Genomic DNA, 21,224 nt, shown 5'->3' on the forward strand with positions numbered 1-21,224 from the left:
TCAGCTGCCCCCGAGCCGGAACAGCGAGGCCGCCGTACGCGCCATGATGCACATGTCCTGCCAGGGCGACCAGGTCTCGATGTAGTGGTTGTCGAAGCGGGCCCGCTCCTCGATCGAGGTGTCGCCGCGCAGCCCGTTGACCTGCGCGAGCCCGGTGATGCCGACAGGCATCCGGTGGCGGGCCCGGTATCCGGGGTGGGCGTGGCCGAACTTGGCGACGAAGTAGGGCCGTTCGGGCCTCGGGCCGACCAGGCTCATGTCGCCGCGCAGCACGTTCCACAGCTGCGGCAGTTCGTCGAGCGAGGTGCGGCGCAGCACACTGCCGGTGACGCTCATCCGGCGGTCGTAGGCGACGTTCCACCGGGTCGCGGACTCGTGCTCGTTGGCCGGGGCGAGCGTACGGAACTTCAGCAGGGTGAACGGCCGCCCGTCCAGGCCGATCCGCTCCTGCCGGAAGATGACGCCGGGCCCGTCCGCCAGCCGTACGGCGAGCGCGCACCCGGCCATCACCGGGGCGGCGGCGACCAGCGCGACCGCGGCCAGGACGGTGTCGATCGTCCGCTTGACGGCCCGGGCGACGGGCCGGTGCAGCCCGCTGCGCAGAGGGCGTACGGAGAAGCCCCACAGATGGTCGTGGCCCACGGCCCGCCGCCAGACGTTCCCGCTGGCGGTGCCGCCGTCGACGAGCCACAGCCGGCAGCCGTGCTCGGCGAACAGGGCGATGAGCGCGGCCGATTCGGTGTCGGAGCCGGGCGGCTGGGTGAAGACGGCGTGCCGGACGGCGTTCTGGATGACCGCGCGGCCGATGTCCTCGGGCGCCGTGAGCACCGGGAGCGTCCCGGCGTCCTGCCGGTGCCCCGAAGGGTCGGGCCGTCCGTCGTCGACCTGGCCGACCGGCCGCATGCCGTACTCGCCGTGCTCGCCCAGCGCGGCCGTCACCTGCTGGGCGAGCGGCCCCCGGCCGACCACCAGCGCCGACTGCGGCCTGCGGGCGCGCACCCGGCGGCGAGCCGTGTACAGCAGGGCGCGGGCGCCGCAGGCGAACACGGTCTGCGCCCCGGCGGCGAGGGTGAGGGGGAGCCAGCCGGCGCGCAGTCCGGGGTCGTACGCGGCCAGCGCCTCGGCGACCGCGAACCACTGCAGCAGCGCGAGCCCGGACAGGGCGGGCACCTCGGCGAGCGGCGACGGCGACAGGCTCGGCCGGTACAGCCCCCGGCAGGCGTACATCACGGGCTGCGCGGCGGCGAACAGCAGGAGTACGGCGGGGGGCCACGGCAGCGGCGGCAGCAGGGCCGCGGTGAACGCCAGGGCGCACACATCGGCGGCCAGCAGCCCTGTCAGGGGCCCGAGCCGGCCGGTGGCGCGCCTGCCGACGGCCGCGTCCCGGCGGCGGACGGTCCCGCGAGGCGGCAGGAGCGCGGTCCGCACCGCTGTGCGCGCCGGTGGTCTGCGGGTGGCGTGGGGGGTGTGGTGGGGCGCGGGAGCACTCTCCGTCGTCATCGCTTGGTGCGCTTCCTCGTCGTCATGGGGGGCGAACTGAGCAGGTCCTGATAGAGGCCGGAGACGGCGGCGGCCGTCTTCCGTACGTCGCAGGTCGCCCGCATATGGGTCTGCGCCTCGCGGCCGAGCCGGGCGCGTAGTCCGGCGTCCGCCAGCAGCGCGGTGAGCGCGGCGGCGAGCGCGTCCGGATCGTCCGGTGGTACGAGGCTGTGGTGCTCGTGGCCGGGCGGCAGGCTCTCCCGGGCGCCGCTGACATCGGTCACCACGACGGGCCGGCCGCAGGCCATGGCCTCCAGGGGGGCGAGTGCCATGCCCTCCCAGCGGGACGGGAGGACGACCAGGTCGGCGGCGCGCAGCCAGGGCCTGATGTCGGGGATCGCCCCGGCGAACAGCACGCCGGGCGGGGCGAGCCGGGTGAGCTGTTCGCGGTCGGGGCCGTCGCCGACGAGCAGCAGCCGGGCGCCGGGCGCGTCCGCGAGCACCCGCGGCCAGGCGGCCAGCAGGATGTCCTGTCCCTTCTGCCGGCACAGGCGCCCCACGCACAGGACGAGGGGTGCGCCGGCCGGGACGTCCGTCAGCTCCGGCAGCGCGTCCCGTGCGCGCTGGCGCTCGTGCTCCGGGCCGGTGCGGGGCCCGGAGCCGGGGGCGCACACCGGCGCGAAGTGGCCGATGTCGATGCCGTTGCGGATGACCGCCCAGCGTGCGGCGATCCCGGCGCGCTCCCCCGCGCGCCGTTCGGTCTCGCTGACGCACAGCGTCCGGGTGGACCAGCGGGTCCCGTACCGCTCCCAGGTGAGCGCCAGGCCGGCCGCGCGGCCCTCCACGGCGTCGAAGGACCAGGCGTGCGGCTGGAAGACGGTGGGTACGCGCCCGCGTACGGCGAGCCGGGCGACGAGTCCGGCCTTGGCGCTGTGCGCGTGCACCAGATGGGGGCGGCAGCGGCGGATGAGCCGGGAGGCGGTGAGCACTTCCCGGGCGAGCCGGGGGCCGGGGGCGCGTCCGGCGGGCCAGGTGTGCACCCGGGCACCGGCCTCGGCGGCGCGGTCGGCCAGTTCGCCGCCGGACGGGCAGGCGACCACCGCCCGCAGTCCCTCGGCGACCTGCGCCCGGACCAGGTCGGTGACGACACGGGCGACTCCCCCTTCCACCGGCTGTACCAGATGGAAGATCGTCAGTTGGCTCGGCTCAGTCCGGGTTCTGTGCGGCACGTGCGGCTCTCTTGGTACGTGGAGTGATCTGGCTCGGGGCGAGCAGCGCCGCGGCCGGGATTCAGCGGCGGGTTTCTGCCTGCACGAAGAGAACGCCGAGGAAGTATCCGAGGTTTTCGGCAGTGAAGCGGAAACTCAAACTGGTGCCCCCGGACATCAGTGCGGGACTGATATCGAAAACGTCGGAGTCGTAGCCAAGCGTGTTCATATGGGCGGGTTGACGCTTGATCGAACGGCCCGGACCGGCGATGGTGGAGTTCATGACATCCCTCGCCGGGTTGACGGGGTCGCCGAGCCCGAACACCTTCCCGTTTTCCGTGCGCACGTTCACGGTGTCACCCTTGACGCCGCGGTCGCCGTCGTAGGCGACCATTCCGGCGCGCCCGCCCGCCTGCGCGGGAATGCGCAGTCCGGGCAGGGTGATCTCCTGGCTCCCGCTCTGTGTTTTCAGCGTCTCGAATCCGTCCCAGAGGGAAAGATGGCGCTGTGGTTCGACGCTGTTCTCATAGGCGACGGCCAGCGTCCAGCCTCCCCAGGCGCCGACTTCGGAATGCCCCATCGCCACATTGATCTGGGCGACGGTGTAAAGGCCGGAACCGCTCCGGCGGACCAGCGGGGTGACATCGGCGGACGCCTGGAAGGCATCGCTGCCGTCGGCGTCCCGGTGGGCGATACGGGTGTCGGCGAGGACCTCCTTGTACTGGCCGCCCGACTCGGCGATGAGGACGCGGCCGTTGTCCTTCGGCGGCTTCTGCTCGCCGACGCGCAGGTTGCCGCCCCAGTACAGCCGGGCGTAGGTGACCTTGGCGCCGCTCGGCAGAGCCAGTTCACCGCGGCTGGAGTTGTAGGTGTTGGGGTCGTCGTCCTCGTCGACGTAGTACATCCCGAAGTCGCCGTTGACCCCCGCCCCGCCCCCGCGCACCGAGGCACAGGAGCCCGCAGACGCGCTCACCCGGGTCCGGCAGGTGATGGCGGAGTTGGCCGCGCGCACGATTCCGCCGTGCTGCACGGCCTGATAGCGCTGGGTGAACTCAATTCTGGGGGATTCCTGGGTGTCCGGTGCGCCGCTGGCCGTGAGCGGGACGGCCGAGAACGCGAACAGAAACACCGAGCCCAGAAAGCCTCTTACTGCGAAGCCCGCCGACTTGGACATGACGTGCCTCTCCGTCTCGACCGGCATGACAAAAACAGAAGTGCACTTTGACAGAAACCATGAGGCGAATCACGCCGGACTCGCTTGTAACCCCCATCTGGCATTGGGGAGGCTTTAAGGAAATAAACCTTCGAGTGATCCCGCACATCTCTTTCCGGAGACGCTCGTTGTGGCTGTATCTCTGCCCGAACGGATGGGGGCGGTGTCACACGGTCGAGTGAAACGAGCCGGACGGCATCCGCACGGCCCGACAAGTGGCTGATACGAGAATCTCCGCGGGGGTTTCCCGGCGGGGCCGCCCTCGTTACCCGTTCAACGGCGGCGACGACCGCCGCCGGAGAAAGGGATGCGAACAGATGAGGTACTCGAGGGTTGCCGCGGTCATCGTCGGCTCGGTGACCGCGATCGGCGCGGCGGCTCCCGCGATGGCGGCGACGCCGTCGGCGATGCCCCCCATGAGCCTGAACGGCGGGCTTGCCCACACCCTCAGCTCGACACCGCTGCTGAACGGCGGCAGCGGGAACGTGGTACAGGACGTCGCCGGCACCGCGACCGATCTGAACAACGTCAGGGGCGACGCCCCCGAGCAGGTCCTGAAGTCGGCCGGTGAGCTGACCCCTCTGCTGGGCGGTGTCGAACTGGGCGGCTGAAGCCGTCGGCCCCCGTGCGGGGCCGGGGTCCGGGAAGGGGTGCGGCCGGCGGCGGCCGCACCCCTTCGCGTATGCCCGTCCGCGCGCCCGTTCCCCGTGCCCGGCCCACGGGAGGTCCGGGGCCGGGAGGTCCGGCAACGGCAAAAGGGTGGCGCCCCCGGTCGGTACCGGGAGCGCCACCCTTCACGCGGCGGGGGAACGTCAGCCGTTGGCGGCCACGTTGCCGAAGGCCGGGTTCAGCAGGCCGATCACGTTGACGGAGTCGCCCGCGACGATGATCGGGATGTGCACGGGGACCTGGCCCACGTTGCCGGACAGGACGCCCGGGGAGTGAGCGGCAGCGCCGTTCGCCTCGCTGCTGGCGAACGCGGAACCGGCGGCGGCACCGGCGGCGATACCGGCGGTGGCGAGCACCACGGCGGCCTTCTTGGCAGTCTTCATGGGAAATAGCACCTTCTGTTCGATGTTCTGCCCTGTGCAAGGGCTCACACCGATCGCAACGGGCCACCCGTGGTGCGGACACGGGTACCCGGCTGGTTGACCCCCGTTCGGCCCAATGCCTCAACGCGCCCCGCACCCAGGGCCATTGGAGTGAACCGGGAGAACCAAACGCAGGAGGCCGTGGTTGTCAGAGCGCTCCAGTTGCGGGCATCCACGAGACAGAAGGACGGAACATGCTCAAGAAGGTTATGGCGACCGCGGCGGTCACATTCTCCGTGGTGGGCGCGGGCGCGACGATGGCACCGCAGGCTATGGCCATCGGCGACCACGAGGGCACGACCTCGGTCAGTGGCAACGGTGCCTCGCAGACGTACGGCAACTCCGAGACGCACGGGGACATGAGCCCGCAGATGGGTCTCGTCCAGGGGTCGCTGAACAAGCCCTGCATCGGCCTGCCGGTCAAGGGCAACGTCGGCTCCGTCGCCGGCGCCGTCCCGGTCTCCGTGCAGGACGTCCCGATCCTCTCGGCGCCGCAGAACCAGCAGTGCACCGAGAACTCCACGCAGGCCAAGGGCGACGAGCCGCTGTCGCACATCCTGAGCAACATCCCGATCCTGTCGGGCAACGGCGTCGGCAACAACTGACCCACTCCGGCGGCTGGTCGGCGGCGACCGACGGCACGGACACCCCGAGGACCCCGGCACCGCCTGGTGCCGGGGTCCTTGCGCCGTCCGGGCCGGGCGCGGTCGGACAATCGCATACGAGCACGCCCCATTGGCCCATTGTTTCGAATTGATTCACTCCCTGGGAATTCATTCCGCAAACGGGTGAATACCGACCCCATTCGGCCGCGCGCCGATGCTTGAATGACCCCGCAGATCGCTCATGGATCTGTTCCGGATGCACGCCTCCAGCCGGCGGCGCATTGCGTCGTGGGGCGGTCGTGCTTCCTGTTGGCATGACGCGTCCGGATGCGCGCGGCGATCTGCCCGGTCGGGGGAGGGCCCCCTCGCGGGCCCTCCCTCGATATGCGTACGACATCACCCGTGGAGACATTGCAACTTTCGGGTGAACGGGCAGAACCAAACGGACCGAGAGCAGTTGATCAGTCTGCTCCGCGATCGATCGTTCATAGTGAAAAGGGAACAATCAAATGATCAAGAAGATTCTGGCTACCGCTGCGGTCACCGCTTCGATGGTGGGCGCCGGCGCCACGATGGCCGCCCCGGCCATGGCCATCGGCAATGACAACGGCACCACCTCCTTCAGCGGCAACGGAGCCTCGCAGACCTACGGCAACTCCGCCACCCACGGCGACATGAGCCCGCAGATGGCGCTGATCCAGGGCTCGCTGAACAAGCCCTGCATCGGCCTGCCGGCCAAGGCCAATGTCGGCTCCGTCGCCGGCGTCGTCCCGGTCGCCGTGCAGGACGTCCCGATCCTCTCGGCGCCGCAGAACCAGCAGTGCACCGAGAACTCGACCCAGGCCAAGGGTGACGAACCGCTGTCGCACATCCTGAGCAACATCCCGGTTCTCTCGGGCAACGGCGCCGGCAACAGCTGAGCGATGAATCCCTGATGTGTGCCCCCGAGCGCGATGCGCCCGGGGGCATGCCCCATTCAGGGCAATTCACCGTCGGCGCTTTCCTCGGAGAATGAGGAAAGGCGCATACGAGTGACTTTTTGAAGCGATGCTATAGGCAAGTTTCCCGGCGGGAAGCACGTCGTTACTAGATCTGTGGGGGTGCATATGAACAGGAAACTGTCGGCGCAGTGCGCGAAGGTCGTGCCTGCGTTCCGTGCCGCCGCTGAAAGGATCGATGAGATGAAGCACAAGAAGGCCGCCGCTGTTGTCGCCGGTGTCATCATGGCCCTGGGTTCCGCCGCTCCGGCCATGGCCGACACGGACGCCCACGGTGCCACCATCGGGTCGCCCGGCGTGCTGTCCGGCAACGTGATCCAGGTCCCGATCAACATCCCGATCAGCGTCTGCGGCAACTCGATCAGCGTGATCGGGCTGCTCAACCCGGCCCTCGCCAACACTTGCGCGAACGGCTGACATTAAGTCAGTATGAGAAAATGAGAATCGCTGACATTTAGTCAGAGTTCAGCGGCCCTGATGCGCGCGAATAGTGCGTATCGGGGCCGCTTGCATGTCAATTCACGCCATGCCACCGGGCAAACCGCCTTAGCTGGGCTAGCCAGCTTGTTGTTTGGTCTCTACCATTCAACCCGTCCGGGCCTTCGACAAGCGCAGTGAAATGGTTGAAGAGGTGACATGCCCATGATCGTCCGCATGTCTTTTCCGGGCAGCCCCTCACTTTTCCCGATGGGAGAACAATGTCTCGTGCACTTCTTGTAGGCGGCGCGGCTACGGCGATGCTCGGATCGCTGCTCACCGCCCAGTCCGCCTCGGCGGCCACGCGCCTGCCGCCGCCCGCGCCCGACAAGATCACGATCGAGGTCGCGTCGATCAACGGTTCGGGCTGTCGTCCGGGATCGGCCGCCATCGCGGTGGCCGAGGACAACACCGCCTTCACCGTGACCTACAGCGAGTACCTGGCGAAGGTCGGCGTCGGCGCCTCGCCGACGGACTTCCGCAAGAACTGCCAGCTCAGCCTGATCGTGCACGTCCCGCAGGGCTTCACCTACGCGATCTCCAGCACCGACTACCGCGGCTTCGCCAGCCTGCAGAACGGTGCGATCGGCACCCAGAAGGCCTCGTACTACTTCCAGGGCTCCCCGGACACCGCGTCCAGGTCCCACACCTTCCGGGGCCCGCTGACCGACAACTGGCAGGTCACCAACGTCAACGAGTGGGACCAGCGGATCTACAAGCCGTGTGGGGAGTACCGCAACTTCAACATCAACACGGAGCTGCGGGTCAACGCCGGCACGTCCGACCCCACCAAGACGACCAGCTTCATGGCGATGGACTCCACCGACGGCGCCATCAACACGAAGTACCACTTCCACTGGAAGACCTGCCCCTGACACACACCGCCGCCGTCGCCGGCCTCGTCGCGGCGCCCGGCTCCGCCACCGTGGGCGGTCACCCGGTCGCACGATGGATCCAGCTGCCGGAACTGCCGGTGCGAACGGCTGACATTAAGTCAGTATGAGAAAATGAGAATCGCTGACATTTAGTCAGAGTTCAGCGGCCCTGATGCGCGCGAATAGTGCGTATCAGGGCCGCCCTCCTGTTAATTCACGCCATTGGGCCGGGCAGCCCGTCGGCTGCACTGGCCAGCCCGTTGCCTGGTCTCTACCATTCGATCAGTCCCGCCCTTCGACAAGCGCAGTGAAATAGTTGAAGAGGTGACATGCCCATGTCTATTTGGCATGTCTTTCCGGGCAAGCCCCTCACTTTTCCCGATGGGAGAACAATGTCTCGCGCACTTCTCGTTGGTGGCGCCGCCGCGGCGATGATGGGGTCGCTGCTCAGCGCCCAGACCGCTTCGGCGGCTCCGTCCCTCGCCACGCCCGGCCCCAACAAGGTCACGATCGAGGTCGCGACGGTCAACGGTTCGGGCTGTCGTCCCGGAACCGCCGCCGTCGCGGTCTCGGAGGACAACACCGCCTTCACCGTGACCTACAGCGAGTACCTGGCGAAGGTCGGCGTCGGCGCCACGCCGACGGACTTCCGCAAGAACTGCCAGCTCAGCCTGATCGTGCACGTCCCGCAGGGCTTCACCTACGCGATCTCCAGCACCGACTACCGCGGCTTCGCCAGCCTGGAGCGGGGCGCGATCGGCACCCAGAAGGCGTCGTACTACTTCCAGGGCTCCCCGGACACCGCGTCCCGGACCCACACCTTCCGGGGCCCGCTGGCCGACAACTGGCAGGTCACCAACGTCAACAGCTGGCCCCAGCTGGTCTGGAAGAACTGCGGTGAGAACCGCAACTTCAACATCAACACCGAACTGCGGGTCAACGCCGGCACCTCGGACCCGAAGAAGACCACCAGCATCATGGCGATGGACTCCACGGACGGCGTGATCAAGTCCGAGTACCGCTTCGCCTGGAAGACCTGCCCCTGAGCAGACGCTCTGAGCACGGTTGACCGATCCAGCCGTCCCGGCCGCCCCCTGGCGGCCGGGACGGCTGTTCGGCGTCGTCGCGTCACTCCCAGCGGTGTAGGTGACGAGGGCAACACCTGTTCGCTTGCGTCCCCCGGGGGCAGTGTGAAGCGCAGGCGAAAAGGCGCTTCCGGTATTGCATTCGAAGGGCATGCGGCGATTTCGCCGATTGAAAGCATCAATGGGGACATTCCCGTAAACCCGTCCGCGGGAAAAACACGCGGCGACCGGAGTTACACGCCCGTAAGCTCGCGGACATGCAGGTGATCCAGTCGACGAAGCTCGCGAATGTCTGTTACGAGATCCGTGGTCCGGTCCTTGAGGAGGCGATGCGGCTGGAGGCGGCAGGTCATCGCATCCTCAAGCTGAACACCGGCAACCCGGCGGCGTTCGGGTTCGAGTGCCCGCCCGAGATCCTGGAGGACATCCTCCGCAATCTCGGCGACGCGCACGGCTACGGTGACGCGAAGGGGCTGCTGTCCGCGCGCCGCGCGGTGATGCAGCACTACCAGACCAAGGGCATCGGCCTGGACGTCGAGGACGTCTACCTCGGCAACGGGGTCTCCGAGCTGATCCAGATGTCCATGCAGGCGCTGCTGGACGACGGTGACGAGGTGCTCGTACCCGCTCCGGACTATCCGCTGTGGACCGCGTCGGTGTCGCTGGCCGGTGGGACGGCCGTGCACTACCGGTGCGACGAGCAGTCCGACTGGATGCCGGACCTCGCCGATGTGGAGCGGAAGATCACCGATCGCACCAAGGCGATCGTGATCATCAACCCGAACAATCCGACCGGGGCCGTCTACGACGACGAGATGCTGCGCGAGCTCACCGAGATCGCCCGCCGCCACCGACTGGTGGTCTGCTCCGACGAGATCTACGACCGGATCCTCTACGACGGCGCCACCCACACCCCGACCGCCGCGATCGCCCCCGATCTGCTGGTGCTCACCTTCAACGGGCTCTCCAAGAACTACCGGGTGGCCGGATACCGCTCCGGCTGGCTGGCCGTGTGCGGGCCCAAGACCCACGCCTCCTCCTATATCGAGGGCCTGACCATCCTCGCCAATATGCGCCTGTGCGCGAACATGCCCTCGCAGCACGCGGTGGCCACCGCGCTCGGCGGGCGGCAGTCGATCGAGGACCTGGTGCTGCCGGGCGGGCGGATCCTGGAGCAGCGGGATGTGGCGTACGACCTGCTGACGCAGATCCCCGGGGTCACCTGTGTGAAGCCCAAGGGGGCGCTGTATCTCTTCCCGCGGCTCGATCCCCAGGTCTTCAAGATCAAGGACGACCGGCAGATGGTGCTGGATCTGCTGCGGGCCGAGAAGATCATGGTCGTGCACGGTACGGGGTTCAACTGGCCGGAGCCCGACCACTTCCGGATCGTGACGCTGCCCGCGGTGCAGGACCTGGCGGACGCGGTGACCCGGATCGGGTCCTTCCTCGACGGCTACGGACAGCACTGAACGCCCGTCCCCGGCGGCCCGGGACGGGCGGGGACGCCGGTCTCCTCGCGATTCCCGACAAGGGCGAACTTTAGACTGAATCCAAGCTAGGATGGTCTCCTGACAGTGAGCAGGAGGCCATCCCCATGTACGAGCCGATCCGCACCAGGTCCGTCCACACGGTGACCCAGGACGCGCAGTACCCCCACCGCTCGCGCGAGGAGGAGCTGGACATCCAGCTCGCCGGCCATCTCTCCGCGCTCCTGGCCGTCACCGACGACCTGGCACTCACCGAGGCGGCCGAGAGCATCGCGTCCCAGATCGCGCGGCTGCGGGGCGCGCCGCCCGCGCGCCGTACGGCCGGCGGCGGCCGGGACCCCGAGGCGCTGCACCGCCGCGCCCACGCGCTCGCCGGGCGCGCCCTGGTCGTGGCGGCCTCTCGGGCCGACACCGCCGTGGCGATCCTCGCCGCCGAGCGGATGGACGCCCACACCGCGGCCCTCGACGCCCTCCGGCTGGTCGGCGCCCCCTGACGGCCCCGGTCCACGGGCCGCGAAGGCGCGTGGACCGGGTGCCACACCCGGCGCCCCGGCCGGGCCCCTCCCCCCGGGTCCCGGCCTGGGCGCACCCCGCCGTGCCCCGTGCCCTACGGCACACCCCGGCCACGGGGACGCCTATGCGCTGGTGCGGCTTCGGCGGCAGCAGCCGGTGCTCACAAGGGGCCGGCCCCCGGAGCCTGAGGGGGCACCGGGGGCCGGGACGCGGCAGACCCGGGCGAGACTCCACAGGTCAGGGCGGTTGTCAGGCGGTCCGCCGCGATGTATCGGTGACGCTCGACCGGCCCCGCCGGAAGCCCGGAACACCCTGCCGGTCCGGACCGGGCGGTCGGCGCGCGGTCAGCCCAGCCGGGCGACCAGCGAGCGGTACTCGTCCCACAGCTCCTTCGGAGTGTGGTCACCGAAGGTGTTCAGGTGCTCGGGGACCAGGCCGGCCTCCTCGCGCCACACCTCCTTGTCGACCTTCAGCAGGAAGTCGAGGTCGTCGGCTGAGAGGTCGAGGCCGTTCGTGTCCAGCGCCTCCGCGGTCGGCAGGATGCCGATCGGGGTCTCGACGCCGTCGGCCGTGCCCTCCAGGCGCTCCACGATCCACTTCAGGACACGGCTGTTCTCGCCGAAGCCGGGCCAGACGAACTTGCCCGCGTCGTTCTTGCGGAACCAGTTGACGTAGTAGATCTTCGGCAGCTTGGACCGGTCGCCCTTCTCCGCGGCGGCCTCGCCGACCTTGATCCAGTGGGCCATGTAGTCGCCCATGTTGTAGCCGCAGAACGGCAGCATCGCGAACGGGTCGCGGCGCAGCTCACCGACCTTGCCCTCGGCGGCGGCGGTCTTCTCGGACGCCACGTTCGCGCCGAGGAAGACGCCGTGGTTCCAGTCGAAGGACTCGGTGACCAGCGGTACGGCGGAGGCGCGCCGGCCGCCGAAGAGGATCGCCGAGATCGGCACGCCCTTCGGGTCCTCCCACTCGGGCGCGGCGATCGGGCACTGCGCGGCCGGGACGGTGAACCGGGCGTTGGGGTGGGCGGCCGGGGTCTCGGACGCGGGCGTCCAGTCGTTGCCCTTCCAGTCCGTGAGGTGGGCCGGAGCCGCCTCGGTCATGCCCTCCCACCAGACGTCGTTGTCGTCGGTGAGCGCGACGTTGGTGAAGACGGCGTTGCCCCAGAGGGTCTTCATGGCGTTGGCGTTGGTGTGCTCGCCGGTGCCGGGCGCGACACCGAAGAAGCCGGCCTCGGGGTTGATCGCGTACAGCCGGCCGTCCTCGCCGAACCGCATCCAGGCGATGTCGTCGCCGATGGTCTCCACGGTCCAGCCGGAGATCGTGGGCTCCAGCATGGCGAGGTTGGTCTTGCCGCAGGCGGACGGGAACGCGGCGGCGATGTACTTGGACTCGCCCTGCGGCGGGGTGAGCTTGAGGATCAGCATGTGCTCGGCGAGCCAGCCCTCGTCCCGCGCCATGACGGAGGCGATACGCAGGGCGTAGCACTTCTTGCCGAGCAGGGCGTTGCCGCCGTAGCCGGAGCCGTACGACCAGATCTCGCGGGTCTCGGGGAAGTGCGAGATGTACTTGGTGGAGTTGCACGGCCACGGAACGTCCCGCTCGCCCTCGGCGAGGGGGGCGCCCAGGGTGTGGACGGCCTTCACGAAGAAGCCGTCCGAGCCCAGCTCGTCGAGGACGGGCTGTCCCATACGGGTCATGGTGCGCATGGAGACGGCGACGTACGCGGAGTCGGTGATCTCGACGCCGATGGCGGAGAGCGGCGAGCCGAGCGGGCCCATGCAGAACGGGACGACGTACATCGTCCGGCCCTTCATCGAGCCGCGGAAGATGCCCTTCTCGCCCGCGAAGATCTCCTTCATCTCCGCGGGGGCCTTCCAGTGGTTCGTGGGGCCCGCGTCCGCCTCCTTCTCGGAGCAGATGAAGGTACGGTCCTCGACCCGCGCGACATCGGTCGGGTCGGAGGCGGCGTAGTACGAGTTCGGGCGCTTGATCGGGTCCAGCTTCCGGAAGGTTCCCTTGGCGACGAGCTCCTCGCACAGGCGCTCGTACTCGGCCTCGGATCCGTCACACCAGACGACGCTGTCCGGCTGCGTGATTGCTGCGATCTCGTCGACCCAGGAGATCAGTTCCTGGTGTTCGGTGGGGACGGTGCTGGGAGCCGCGATGTCGCGCGCCACGATCGCTCCTAAATGAGGGGTTCGACGTTCTTGATCTGTTTGCCCCGTGGGGGCCGCGACCCGGATGCTTCGTAGCCCGCTCATCCGGTGCCGACCGCACTCATCTGATCATCCGTGCCATGCGCCCATCTGTCCAGAGGACCACTCACGTGAGCATCGCCACTCACGTCGCGCGCATGCCAGCCGGGCGGGCTGGAGATCATGCCTGGTCAGGGCGTGCAGGGCGGCCGGATTCGTACCGGAATACGGGCTCCGACATCCCGTACCTACGGGTCCGTAGGTACCATCCAACGCATGACCTCCGCCGCGTCCGAAGTGAACGAGATAGAACCTCCTCCGGTGAAACCGAGGCTGCGCGGCTGGCTCCACGCCGGCATGTTCCCGGCCGTTCTGGTGGCGGGTCTCGTTCTCACCGCGTTCGCCGGCTCGACCAGGGCGAGGGTGGCCTGTGCGATCTACGTCCTGACCGCGTGCCTGCTCTTCGGGGTGAGCGCGCTGTACCACCGCGGCAACTGGGGTCCGCGCGGCGAGGCCGTACTCCGGCGGCTCGACCACGCGAACATCTTCCTGATCATCGCGGGCACCTACACCCCGCTGACCATGCTTCTGCTCCCCGATTCGACCGCCCGGCCCCTGCTGTGGGCGGTCTGGGCGGCGGCAGCGGCGGGAATCGCGTTCCGCGTCTTCTGGGTCGGCGCGCCGCGGTGGCTCTACACGCCCTGCTACATAGCGATGGGCTGGGCCGCGGTCTTCTTCCTGCCCGACTTCCTGCGGGCCGGGGGCATCGCGGTGCTCGTCTGCGTGATCGTCGGCGGGCTGCTGTACAGCGCGGGCGGGGTGGTCTACGGCATCAAGCGGCCGAACCCGTCCCCGCGGTGGTTCGGCTTCCACGAGGTCTTCCACTCGTTGACGCTGGCGGCGTTCGTGGTCCACTACGTCGGGATCTCGCTGGTGGCGTACCAGAACTGAGAGCAGCGGGCCGATGGCCGTGACGGGGAGTCGCGGTACGGCCCATCGCCGTCACCGACCGCGAGCAGCGGAGGACCCGGCGTCCAGTTCCACCACGGTGCAGCCCTCCAGCCGGACGATCAGCTGGGCGGCACGGATCCAGCGAATGCGCCGGTCAACGAGATGACCCTGGGCTCAGCCTCCTACATCCTGGAGTACGACTTCGGGGCATAGGCGGCCCCGTCGTGCGCGCACCCGGACCGATCCGGAACCGGCCACCCGGGGCCGGTCGCGATGGCCGACAATGACCGCATGGCAGCCACCGCACGTATCCCCGCCGGTAACCCGTCGCACATCTCCGCGCGCGACGCGCTCACCGCCGGGGCCCGGCCGCCGATGGGACTGCGGGAGCGCAAGAAGCTCAAGACGCGGATCGCGATCCGGAGCGCGACGTACCGGCTGATCGCCGAGCGGGGATACGAGGCGACCACGGTCGAGCAGATCGCCCGGGCGGCGGAGGTCTCCCCGTCCACGGTCTTCCGCTACTTCCCCACGAAGGAGGACATCGTCCTCTCCGACGAGTACGACCCGGTGCTGGAGGAGCGGCTGCGGGCCCGGCCGCGGGACGAGGATCCCCTGGAGTCGTTGCTGCACGTCTTCCGGGAGAGTCTGTCCTCCCTCGCCTCCGACGACGCCGGGGAGGTCGCCGGCCGGGTGAAGCTGCTGCTGGAGGTGCCGGCCGTACGGGCCCGGATGAGCGAGACGATGGCGGACACGTCACGGGTGCTCGTCCGCGCCCTTGCCGACCGCACCGGCCGTGACGGTGACGATCTCGGCCTCCGCGTGTTCACGGCGGCGGTGACGGGGGCGCTGCGGGAAGTGATCGTGGTCTGGGCGGAGCGCGGCCACCAGGACGATCTGTTGGAGCTGGTGGACGAGGCGCGGTCGGTGCTGAGGGGTGGTCTGCGGCTGTAGGGGGCGAGGGTCGGGCCCACCGCGGGGCGCGGGCTCTTGCAGGGGCTTTGCCCCCTGGTCAGGCCAAAGGCCCGGGGGAAACCCCCCGGGCCCAGGCAGACGGGTGTCAGCGGGCCGTGTCCCCCTTTCCGCAGGCGGTGCCGTCGCGGTTGCGGTCGAGCTTCAGGGGGTCGGCCTTGCCGTTGAGCTTCAGACGGCCGTACTTGTGGGCCTTCAGCCAGTCGCAGCGGGCCTGGGTCGTCGGCTTCACGGCCTTCGGGAAGGCCGTGGGGACACAGACGCCCGCGGAGCCGTAACTGCGCTCACAGCCGGAGATCTTGGGGCTGACGGGCGCCGAGGCCCGCTTCTTCAGGGGCTTCTTCGCGGGCTTGGCCAGGTCGTTCGCGAAGTCGTGGACATGGGCCGACGGGCTGTCGTGCGACGCCGACCGCGCGCCGGAGCCGGAGCCGGCAGGACCGAGGTGGACCCATTCGGCGACGGAGGGGATGCCGTTCGCGTCGACGGCGAAGAGCATGTACCAGCCGGGAGGCGCCAGATTCGGGTTGCTGGTGACATTGAGGTCGATGTTGTTGCCGTTGACCGTCAGCGGCAGATCCACGAAGCGCTGGTTGGGGTCGGAGGAGTGGGTGACCGCCGCCGGGCGGATCAGTTCCGCCTTGGCGATGGGCCGGTTCACCGTGATCCGCTGGGTGTCGCCGTAGTTCCAGCGGTTGTCGGCGACCGACGTGATGTCCGGCCGGTTCCCCTTGAGCAGATACGGCGGGGTGTAGATGGACACGTTGTGGTTGTACGTGCCGTTGCCGGGGTTGTCGCCGACCGACATCACCCGCCCGTCGGGCAGCAGGAACGACGACGAGTGGTACCCGCGCGGAATCGGGTCCTTCGCCAGGCCCTCCTCGTAGGTGTTGGTCACCGGGTTGAAGAAGGACGCCTCGAACACCGGGTCCGCCCGGTCGTGCATCCCGCCGCCGGTCTCGAAGACCTTGCCGTCGGGCAGCAGCACGGCGGACACGTACATCTTGCCCTCGGCGCCCGTCTGCGGCCGCCTGCCCGCGCCCTGGTCGACCTCGCCCCGCGGCAGCAGCGGGCCCGGCTGGTAGGCGGGGCTCGGCGCCTTGAGGTCGATGATGTCGGTCAGCCGGTTGGCGACCGGGTTCTGCTCGTTGTTGCCGCCGCCGATCGTGAGGACGCGCTGGTCCTGCGCGGGCGGCAGGAGCACGCTCGCGGACTGGTCGCGCTGGTCCTTGTTCTGCAGACCGGGCACATCGGTGATGGTGTTCGCGTTGTAGTCGTAGATCGACGCGCCCGTGCCGGGGGTGCCGTTGCCGAAGACGTGGTTGCCCGAGTAGAAGAGCCGCCCGTCCTGCATCAGGATCATCGACGGGTACAGACCCCAGTACGACCAGGTCTGGTTGACCTGGTTGATCGGCAGCCACCGGTTCTGCGCGGCGGAGAACTTCTCGGCCGTCACATTGCCCGTGGAGTCCTCCTTCAGCCCGCCGAAGGAGATGACGTCACCGTTGCCGAGGATGGTCGCCGACGGGTACCAGTGGCCGTCGTGCATGTCGTTCGTCCTGGTGTAGGACTCGGTGGCCGGGTCGAAGATGTACGAGTCCTTCAGGCCCTGGTAGCCGACCGTGCCGTCCGCCGACGGGTAGCCCTTGTTGCCGCTCATGATCAGGACCTTGCCGTCCTGGAGCTGGACATGGCCCGCGCAGAACATGTCGACGGGCGTGGGGATCTGACGCCAGGTCCCGTTCGCGGGGTTGTACACCGCCGAGGTGAACGTGCCGGCCGCGAACATCGCCGGATCGTTGCCCGAGCCCGCGATGACCAGCACCTTGCCGTTGTTCAGCACCACGGAGTGCATGGAACGCACCGGGTTCTGGGTCGGCAGCACGTCCCAGCGGCCCTTCACGCACTCGACGGGCGTCGCGGTGCACTCGGGGTCGGGTGTGGGAACGCCGACTTCCTCCATGGTGTAGTCGTCGGTGGTGACGGACCCGACGCCGTACACCGACACACCCCACGCGATCCGGTCCGTGCCCGGCGGCACGGCGGGCGTACGGACCTCGGCCCGCGCGTACCCCGCGCTGACCGGCAGGGTCATCAGGTCGGTCCAGTACTGCCAGCCGTTCGTGGCGTCGTGCCGGAAGAGGGTGACGGCGGTGTCGGGCGTCGTGCTCTTGTACCAGAGGGACAGGTCGTACTGCCGGTCCGGAGTGACCACGGGTGCGCAGGTCGCGTTCTCGGTGACCAGGGCCTTGCGGTCGCCGCTGACCCGGCGGGTGAGCGAGACCTTCATCGCGGCGGAGCCGGAGTGCGCGTCGGTGACGGTCTGGAACGTGAAGTCGTTGTCACCCCAGCCCGACTTCTTCCAGCACGCGGGCATGCCGTCGTTCCCCGGTCCGCCCGCTGTCTCGAAACCGGGGTTCTGGACCAGATTGGGCCCGGCGGACGCGGGCGCGGGCGCGGTCACGAGGAGTGCGGCGGTCATCGCCGCGACGGCCAGCAGCGCGGTGGATCTGTGCCGGCGGAATGCTGATGGCATGGCGGTTCTCCCTTCTGCTCGGCGCGAGGGGTCCCTGCTCGGCGCACGGCCGACTCGCGCGGGGTGGGTTGTCGGTGCGGCGTCCCATCTGCTCGTGGGACTGACGGAGGCCGGTGGCCCGGCCGCCGGGTCGTGTTCCGCCGGGGGTACGGACGCGGTGCTCCGGTCCGTACGGCGGCGGGGCTCAGGCGTCCTGGCGGGGCCCGCGCGCGCGGGAGCCGCGCGAGGATCGCGGCCCGCGGCCCTTGCGCGGGAGATAGACCAGTGTCTCCGTGGCGGCGTACCGCAGAACGAAGGTCAGCAGCAGCGCCAGGCCCGTCGCGGGCAGCACCGCCATCCCCAGCCATCCCACGAACAGCGCGATCAGCGGAATCCGCAGCAGCAGATCGGCGTTGGCGAGCAGCGCGAATCTGCCCACCCGGTCCGCCCAGTGCCGGTGTCCGCGGCGGTCGCGGAAGATCAGGACCTCGATGAGGAGGAAGTTCCAGACGACACCGAACTGGTTGGCGACGACCTCGGCGGGCAGATAGTGCATCCCCGCCCTCGTCAGCAGGTGCAGGGCGACCAGGTTCGGCAGAAAGCCCGTCAGCCCGATCAGCCCGAACGCGAGCATCCGGGCGAGCGGCGACGAGGTCCGCAGGCCCGAGAGGTGCTTGAGGAAGCGGACGCCTTCCCTCGGCGTCGACTTGGACTCGCCCGCGAACCGCTCCCGGAACACGAACGGCACCTCGGCGACCGTCCGGGGGCGGCAGCGGACGGCCAGCTCCAGCAGGATCTTGTAGCCCAGCGGCTTGAGCGCGCCATCGGCGACCGCGCCCTTCACCGCGCTGCGGCGGATCGCGAAGAACCCGCTCATCGGGTCGCTGATCCCGCGCAGACCGCGCGGGAAGAGCGCCTTGGTGAGCCAGGTGGCCGTACGGGAGACGGCGACCCGGTAGCCCCCGGCCAGGCCCTCGCGGCTGCCGCCGCGGATGTACCGGCTGGCGACGACCAGATCGGCGTTCGTCCGCTCCCCCTCGGCGACCAGGTCGGGGACGAGGGCCGGCGGGTGCTGGAGGTCCGCGTCCATGACGACGATCCAGTCCGAGCCCGCACTCCGCAGCCCCTCGACGACGGCGCCGCCGAGCCCTCCGGCCGGGGTCTCGCGCCGGATCACCGTCACGGGAAACGGACAGTCCTGCGCCGCGCCGGCGATCTCCTCCGGTGTGCCGTCCGTGGAGTCGTCCACGAACAGGACCTCGCAGGGCAGCCGGGACGGTACGGACTCGGTGAGCCGGCGCAGCAGCTCCCGTATGTTCCCCGCCTCGTTGAAGGTCGGGATGACGACGGTCACCGCTCCCGGTTCGGCCAGCTGGGCGGCGCCGAGTTCGGGGTCGCCGCGTTCCTCGGCGCCGGTGTGCGGGGCGGTCATCGTCCGCCCCCGGCGGACGCGTCCGCGATCCGGGCGGTACCGGTCTTCGCGGCCCCGGTCTTCGTCGCACCCGTCTTCGTCGTGCCGGTCTCCGTGGCACCGCTGTCGCCGGGCCGGGCGGCCGCGGCACCCGCGGTACCGGTGTCGTCGACCCGGCGGACCTCGACGCGGTCCTCACCGGAGCCGAAGACGGCGACGGGGGTCGAGTGCCGCAGCGCCGCCCTGACGTTCGGCAGGTCGACCGCGTCCCGTCTGACCGTCAGGGACGACACGACGTAGTCGATGTCCCGCCAGCCGCGCGGCATCGTCTTCGTCACCGCCGGGTCGAGGTCCGCCTTGTAGAACCAGATCGCGCCGGTGCCGGGCTCGAAGCCCTGGTGGACCAGGTCCAGCCAGAGCGCGTCGTCGACGAGTACGCGGGTCGACGCCGGGTCCTCCACCTCGTCCCGCAGCCAGGCCGCGGCGGCCCGGTAGGGCGCGTTCGCGTCCACGGTGAGGGCGTCGCGGTTGCCGTCGATCCAGCGGGGGACGAGCAGGACGGCGGAGGTGACGGCGAGGGCGGCCACACACGCGCGGCGGGCGAACAGGGCGCGGGGCGTGAGTCCCTGCCGCGGATCGCCGGTGCCGGGCGCGGGCTCTGCCGCGTCCTCGGCCGGGTCCACCGCGGGCTTCGCCGCCGGCCCCCCGCGCGTCAGGAACGGGAACGCCGCCCGCTCCCGCCGGGGTTTCCCTCGGTGCAGGATCCCGTACGCCACGCTCGCCGTCGCGCCCGCGAGGACCAGCGCGAGGAACGGCAGCGCCTGGATGACGTACATCGCGGGCAGATAGCCCGACGGGCGGAGCGCCACCAGCGCGAGGATCGCGACGGCGAGGGCGGGACCGGCGAGGGCGCGAGCGGTGACGGACCACCGCAGGGTCAGCAGCAGGAGCAGGGCCGCCGCCAGACCGCCCAGCGGGAGGACCGGGTCGTAGTAGAGCCAGGAGTGGAAGGTCTTGTGGGAGCCGGTGCCCGGGGTGAGGAGGAAACCGGAACCCTCACGGCTCATCTGGTACGTGATGCCGTCGATGAGGGAGACCCTCTCGGAGCTGGGGAACAGCTCCTTGTTCAGCAGCGCGTACAGCGGATACGACAGACCGATCAGCGCGCAGGAGGTCACCGCGCCCGTCACCGCGAACTTGCGGGTGTCGCGGTGGCTGTGCCGCCACATCGTGACGAGGAGGGCCGGCAGGACGAGGAGCATCGTCTCCTTGGTGAGGACGGCCGTCGCGCCCGCGAGTCCTGCCGCGAAGTGGTGCCAGAGGTGGCGGCTGGGGGACGCGGCCAGGCAGAAGGCCAGCAGCATCCACAGGACCGCGAGGTTGTCGAGGAAGATCTCCCGCTGGAAGTAGACGGACAGCGGGGAGAGCCCGGAGAGCGCCATGGCGAGCCCGGCGGCCCAGCGGGGCAGGAACAGCCGCCGCGCCAGCACATAGACGAGGACCGCGGAGGCCGCGCTGACCCCCAGCATCACCCAGCGCATCGGTGCCACCGTCATCGACTCGGGCGCGATGAGGGAGGGTATCCAGGTGAGTCCGGCTATCTGGAGCCAGCCGAGCGGCGGATGGTCGTACCAGTACGTGTAGTGGGCCAGGCCCTTGCCCTGCTGGACCGCCCACGCCTGGGCGAGGTAGGTGCCCTCGTCGTCGCTGAGTGTCGGGAAGCGGGTGATGTTCCAGCCCTGGACGAGCACGATCACGGCCAGCAGGCCGAGGCAGAGCAGCACATCGGGCCGGGAGTTGCGGAAGCGTACGACGGGCCGGGGCAGGACACGGACCCGGGCCCGGATCCGGGCGGGCAGGGCCTCGGACCTGTCCTTTCCGGTGTGCGACCGCTCGGGCGCGGTGACGGCGGCGGAGGCGGTGCCGGCCGTGCCCGGCGTTCCCTCGGCCGTCGTGCCCGGGGCCGCCTCGGCCGTCGTGCCGGAAGCCGCCTCGGCCGTACCGTCCGGCGTCCCGCCGGGTTCTGAAGCGCCGTCGGGTTCCGGAACTCCGTCCGCTTCCGGTACTGCGTCCGGTTCCGGTAACCCGCCCGTCCCGGGTGCGGCACCGTCCGGTCCGGGGGTACCGGCACCGTCCGGTGCGGGGGTCT

18 protein-coding genes are annotated in these 21,224 nt (G+C 69.8%); 10 read left to right on the plus strand and 8 right to left on the minus strand.

Translation table 11 applies throughout. The features are described 5' to 3' along the window. The 3 genes from ACFYT4_RS10575 to ACFYT4_RS10585 all read right to left on the minus strand — a co-directional run bounded on the left by ACFYT4_RS10575 (position 1) and on the right by ACFYT4_RS10585 (position 3,888). The gene (locus tag ACFYT4_RS10575; protein WP_389267163.1) at positions 1-1,500 is read right to left on the minus strand and encodes an exopolysaccharide biosynthesis polyprenyl glycosylphosphotransferase; all 1,500 of its coding nucleotides are present in this window, start codon (positions 1,498-1,500) and stop codon (positions 1-3) included. Further along, on the minus strand, positions 1,497-2,708 hold the full coding sequence (locus tag ACFYT4_RS10580) for a glycosyltransferase family 4 protein (RefSeq protein WP_389267164.1): 1,212 nt from the start codon (positions 2,706-2,708) through the stop codon (positions 1,497-1,499). Before ACFYT4_RS10580 ends, ACFYT4_RS10575 begins: the two co-directional genes overlap by 4 nt. Before the next feature lie 61 nt (positions 2,709-2,769). Continuing rightward, positions 2,770-3,888: a DUF3344 domain-containing protein gene (locus ACFYT4_RS10585; protein WP_389267165.1), complete on the minus strand. Its 1,119-nt coding sequence runs from the start codon at positions 3,886-3,888 to the stop codon at positions 2,770-2,772. Positions 3,889-4,217: 329 nt separating this feature from the next. On the opposite strand from ACFYT4_RS10585, the gene ACFYT4_RS10590 reads away from it, so the two are divergent. Beyond that, on the plus strand, positions 4,218-4,511 hold the full coding sequence (locus ACFYT4_RS10590; RefSeq protein WP_389267166.1) for a hypothetical protein: 294 nt from the start codon (positions 4,218-4,220) through the stop codon (positions 4,509-4,511). Between the two features lie 201 nt (positions 4,512-4,712). On the opposite strand, the gene ACFYT4_RS10595 is transcribed toward ACFYT4_RS10590, so the two are convergent. Then, positions 4,713-4,952, minus strand: a complete 240-nt coding sequence (locus ACFYT4_RS10595) for a chaplin (protein ID WP_389267167.1) — start codon at positions 4,950-4,952, stop codon at positions 4,713-4,715. Between the two features lie 233 nt (positions 4,953-5,185). Here ACFYT4_RS10595 and ACFYT4_RS10600 point away from each other — a divergent pair, with 233 nt between their 5' ends. The 7 genes from ACFYT4_RS10600 (at position 5,186) to ACFYT4_RS10630 (ending at position 11,012) form a co-directional block, all read left to right on the plus strand. Continuing rightward, positions 5,186-5,596, plus strand: coding sequence for a rodlin (locus tag ACFYT4_RS10600; protein WP_389267168.1), 411 nt, complete (start codon positions 5,186-5,188; stop codon positions 5,594-5,596). A 509-nt stretch (positions 5,597-6,105) separates the two neighbouring features. Continuing rightward, complete coding sequence (locus tag ACFYT4_RS10605) at positions 6,106-6,516, plus strand: rodlin (protein ID WP_389267169.1); 411 nt, start codon at positions 6,106-6,108, stop codon at positions 6,514-6,516. A 261-nt stretch (positions 6,517-6,777) separates the two neighbouring features. Then, the gene (locus ACFYT4_RS10610) at positions 6,778-7,011 is read left to right on the plus strand and encodes a chaplin (RefSeq protein ID WP_389267170.1); all 234 of its coding nucleotides are present in this window, start codon (positions 6,778-6,780) and stop codon (positions 7,009-7,011) included. 281 nt (positions 7,012-7,292) lie between these two features. After that, positions 7,293-7,946: a DUF4360 domain-containing protein gene (locus tag ACFYT4_RS10615; protein WP_389267171.1), complete on the plus strand. Its 654-nt coding sequence runs from the start codon at positions 7,293-7,295 to the stop codon at positions 7,944-7,946. 392 nt (positions 7,947-8,338) lie between these two features. Continuing rightward, positions 8,339-8,992 (plus strand): DUF4360 domain-containing protein, encoded by a 654-nt coding sequence (locus ACFYT4_RS10620; RefSeq protein WP_389267172.1) that lies wholly within the window; start codon positions 8,339-8,341, stop codon positions 8,990-8,992. 296 nt (positions 8,993-9,288) lie between these two features. Then, complete coding sequence (locus ACFYT4_RS10625; RefSeq protein WP_389267173.1) at positions 9,289-10,500, plus strand: pyridoxal phosphate-dependent aminotransferase; 1,212 nt, start codon at positions 9,289-9,291, stop codon at positions 10,498-10,500. Between the two features lie 125 nt (positions 10,501-10,625). Beyond that, positions 10,626-11,012 carry a hypothetical protein gene (locus ACFYT4_RS10630; protein WP_389267174.1) on the plus strand — a complete coding sequence of 129 codons (387 nt, stop codon included), beginning with the start codon at positions 10,626-10,628 and terminating at the stop codon, positions 11,010-11,012. Between the two features lie 363 nt (positions 11,013-11,375). Here ACFYT4_RS10630 and ACFYT4_RS10635 read toward each other — a convergent pair whose 3' ends face one another. Continuing rightward, the gene (locus ACFYT4_RS10635) at positions 11,376-13,211 is read right to left on the minus strand and encodes a phosphoenolpyruvate carboxykinase (GTP) (RefSeq protein ID WP_389267175.1); all 1,836 of its coding nucleotides are present in this window, start codon (positions 13,209-13,211) and stop codon (positions 11,376-11,378) included. Positions 13,212-13,505: 294 nt separating this feature from the next. Here ACFYT4_RS10635 and ACFYT4_RS10640 point away from each other — a divergent pair, with 294 nt between their 5' ends. Next, positions 13,506-14,180: a hemolysin III family protein gene (locus ACFYT4_RS10640; protein ID WP_389267176.1), complete on the plus strand. Its 675-nt coding sequence runs from the start codon at positions 13,506-13,508 to the stop codon at positions 14,178-14,180. 291 nt (positions 14,181-14,471) lie between these two features. Further along, positions 14,472-15,134: a TetR/AcrR family transcriptional regulator gene (locus tag ACFYT4_RS10645; protein WP_389267177.1), complete on the plus strand. Its 663-nt coding sequence runs from the start codon at positions 14,472-14,474 to the stop codon at positions 15,132-15,134. A gap of 106 nt (positions 15,135-15,240) precedes the next feature. Here the strand turns inward: ACFYT4_RS10645 and ACFYT4_RS10650 are convergent, their stop codons facing one another. From ACFYT4_RS10650 to ACFYT4_RS10660, 3 genes are all read right to left on the minus strand, one after another. Further along, on the minus strand, positions 15,241-17,685 hold the full coding sequence (locus ACFYT4_RS10650; protein ID WP_389267178.1) for a galactose oxidase-like domain-containing protein: 2,445 nt from the start codon (positions 17,683-17,685) through the stop codon (positions 15,241-15,243). Between the two features lie 184 nt (positions 17,686-17,869). After that, on the minus strand, positions 17,870-19,096 hold the full coding sequence (locus ACFYT4_RS10655) for a glycosyltransferase (protein WP_389267179.1): 1,227 nt from the start codon (positions 19,094-19,096) through the stop codon (positions 17,870-17,872). After that, entirely contained in the window at positions 19,093-20,934 is a 1,842-nt protein-coding gene (locus ACFYT4_RS10660; RefSeq protein WP_389267358.1) for an ArnT family glycosyltransferase, read from the minus strand. The genes ACFYT4_RS10655 and ACFYT4_RS10660 overlap by 4 nt, the downstream gene beginning before the upstream one ends. Positions 20,935-21,224 lie beyond the last annotated feature (290 nt).

This window comes from Streptomyces sp. NPDC004609 (assembly GCF_042873655.1).
Classification (GTDB): Bacteria; Actinomycetota; Actinomycetes; order Streptomycetales; family Streptomycetaceae; genus Streptomyces.

Excerpts from the sequence above, each read along its gene's own strand:
- ACFYT4_RS10575 (WP_389267163.1), bottom strand. The coding sequence starts at position 1,500 with ATGACGACGGAGAGTGCTCCCGCGCCCCACCACACCCCCCACGCCACC.
- ACFYT4_RS10585 (WP_389267165.1), bottom strand. The coding sequence starts at position 3,888 with ATGCCGGTCGAGACGGAGAGGCACGTCATGTCCAAGTCGGCGGGCTTC.
- ACFYT4_RS10590 (WP_389267166.1), top strand. The coding sequence starts at position 4,218 with ATGAGGTACTCGAGGGTTGCCGCGGTCATCGTCGGCTCGGTGACCGCG.
- ACFYT4_RS10595 (WP_389267167.1), bottom strand. The coding sequence starts at position 4,952 with ATGAAGACTGCCAAGAAGGCCGCCGTGGTGCTCGCCACCGCCGGTATC.
- ACFYT4_RS10600 (WP_389267168.1), top strand. The coding sequence starts at position 5,186 with ATGCTCAAGAAGGTTATGGCGACCGCGGCGGTCACATTCTCCGTGGTG.
- ACFYT4_RS10605 (WP_389267169.1), top strand. The coding sequence starts at position 6,106 with ATGATCAAGAAGATTCTGGCTACCGCTGCGGTCACCGCTTCGATGGTG.
- ACFYT4_RS10610 (WP_389267170.1), top strand. The coding sequence starts at position 6,778 with ATGAAGCACAAGAAGGCCGCCGCTGTTGTCGCCGGTGTCATCATGGCC.
- ACFYT4_RS10615 (WP_389267171.1), top strand. The coding sequence starts at position 7,293 with ATGTCTCGTGCACTTCTTGTAGGCGGCGCGGCTACGGCGATGCTCGGA.
- ACFYT4_RS10620 (WP_389267172.1), top strand. The coding sequence starts at position 8,339 with ATGTCTCGCGCACTTCTCGTTGGTGGCGCCGCCGCGGCGATGATGGGG.
- ACFYT4_RS10625 (WP_389267173.1), top strand. The coding sequence starts at position 9,289 with ATGCAGGTGATCCAGTCGACGAAGCTCGCGAATGTCTGTTACGAGATC.
- ACFYT4_RS10630 (WP_389267174.1), top strand. The coding sequence starts at position 10,626 with ATGTACGAGCCGATCCGCACCAGGTCCGTCCACACGGTGACCCAGGAC.
- ACFYT4_RS10640 (WP_389267176.1), top strand. The coding sequence starts at position 13,506 with ATGACCTCCGCCGCGTCCGAAGTGAACGAGATAGAACCTCCTCCGGTG.
- ACFYT4_RS10645 (WP_389267177.1), top strand. The coding sequence starts at position 14,472 with ATGGCAGCCACCGCACGTATCCCCGCCGGTAACCCGTCGCACATCTCC.
- ACFYT4_RS10650 (WP_389267178.1), bottom strand. The coding sequence starts at position 17,685 with ATGCCATCAGCATTCCGCCGGCACAGATCCACCGCGCTGCTGGCCGTC.
- ACFYT4_RS10655 (WP_389267179.1), bottom strand. The coding sequence starts at position 19,096 with ATGACCGCCCCGCACACCGGCGCCGAGGAACGCGGCGACCCCGAACTC.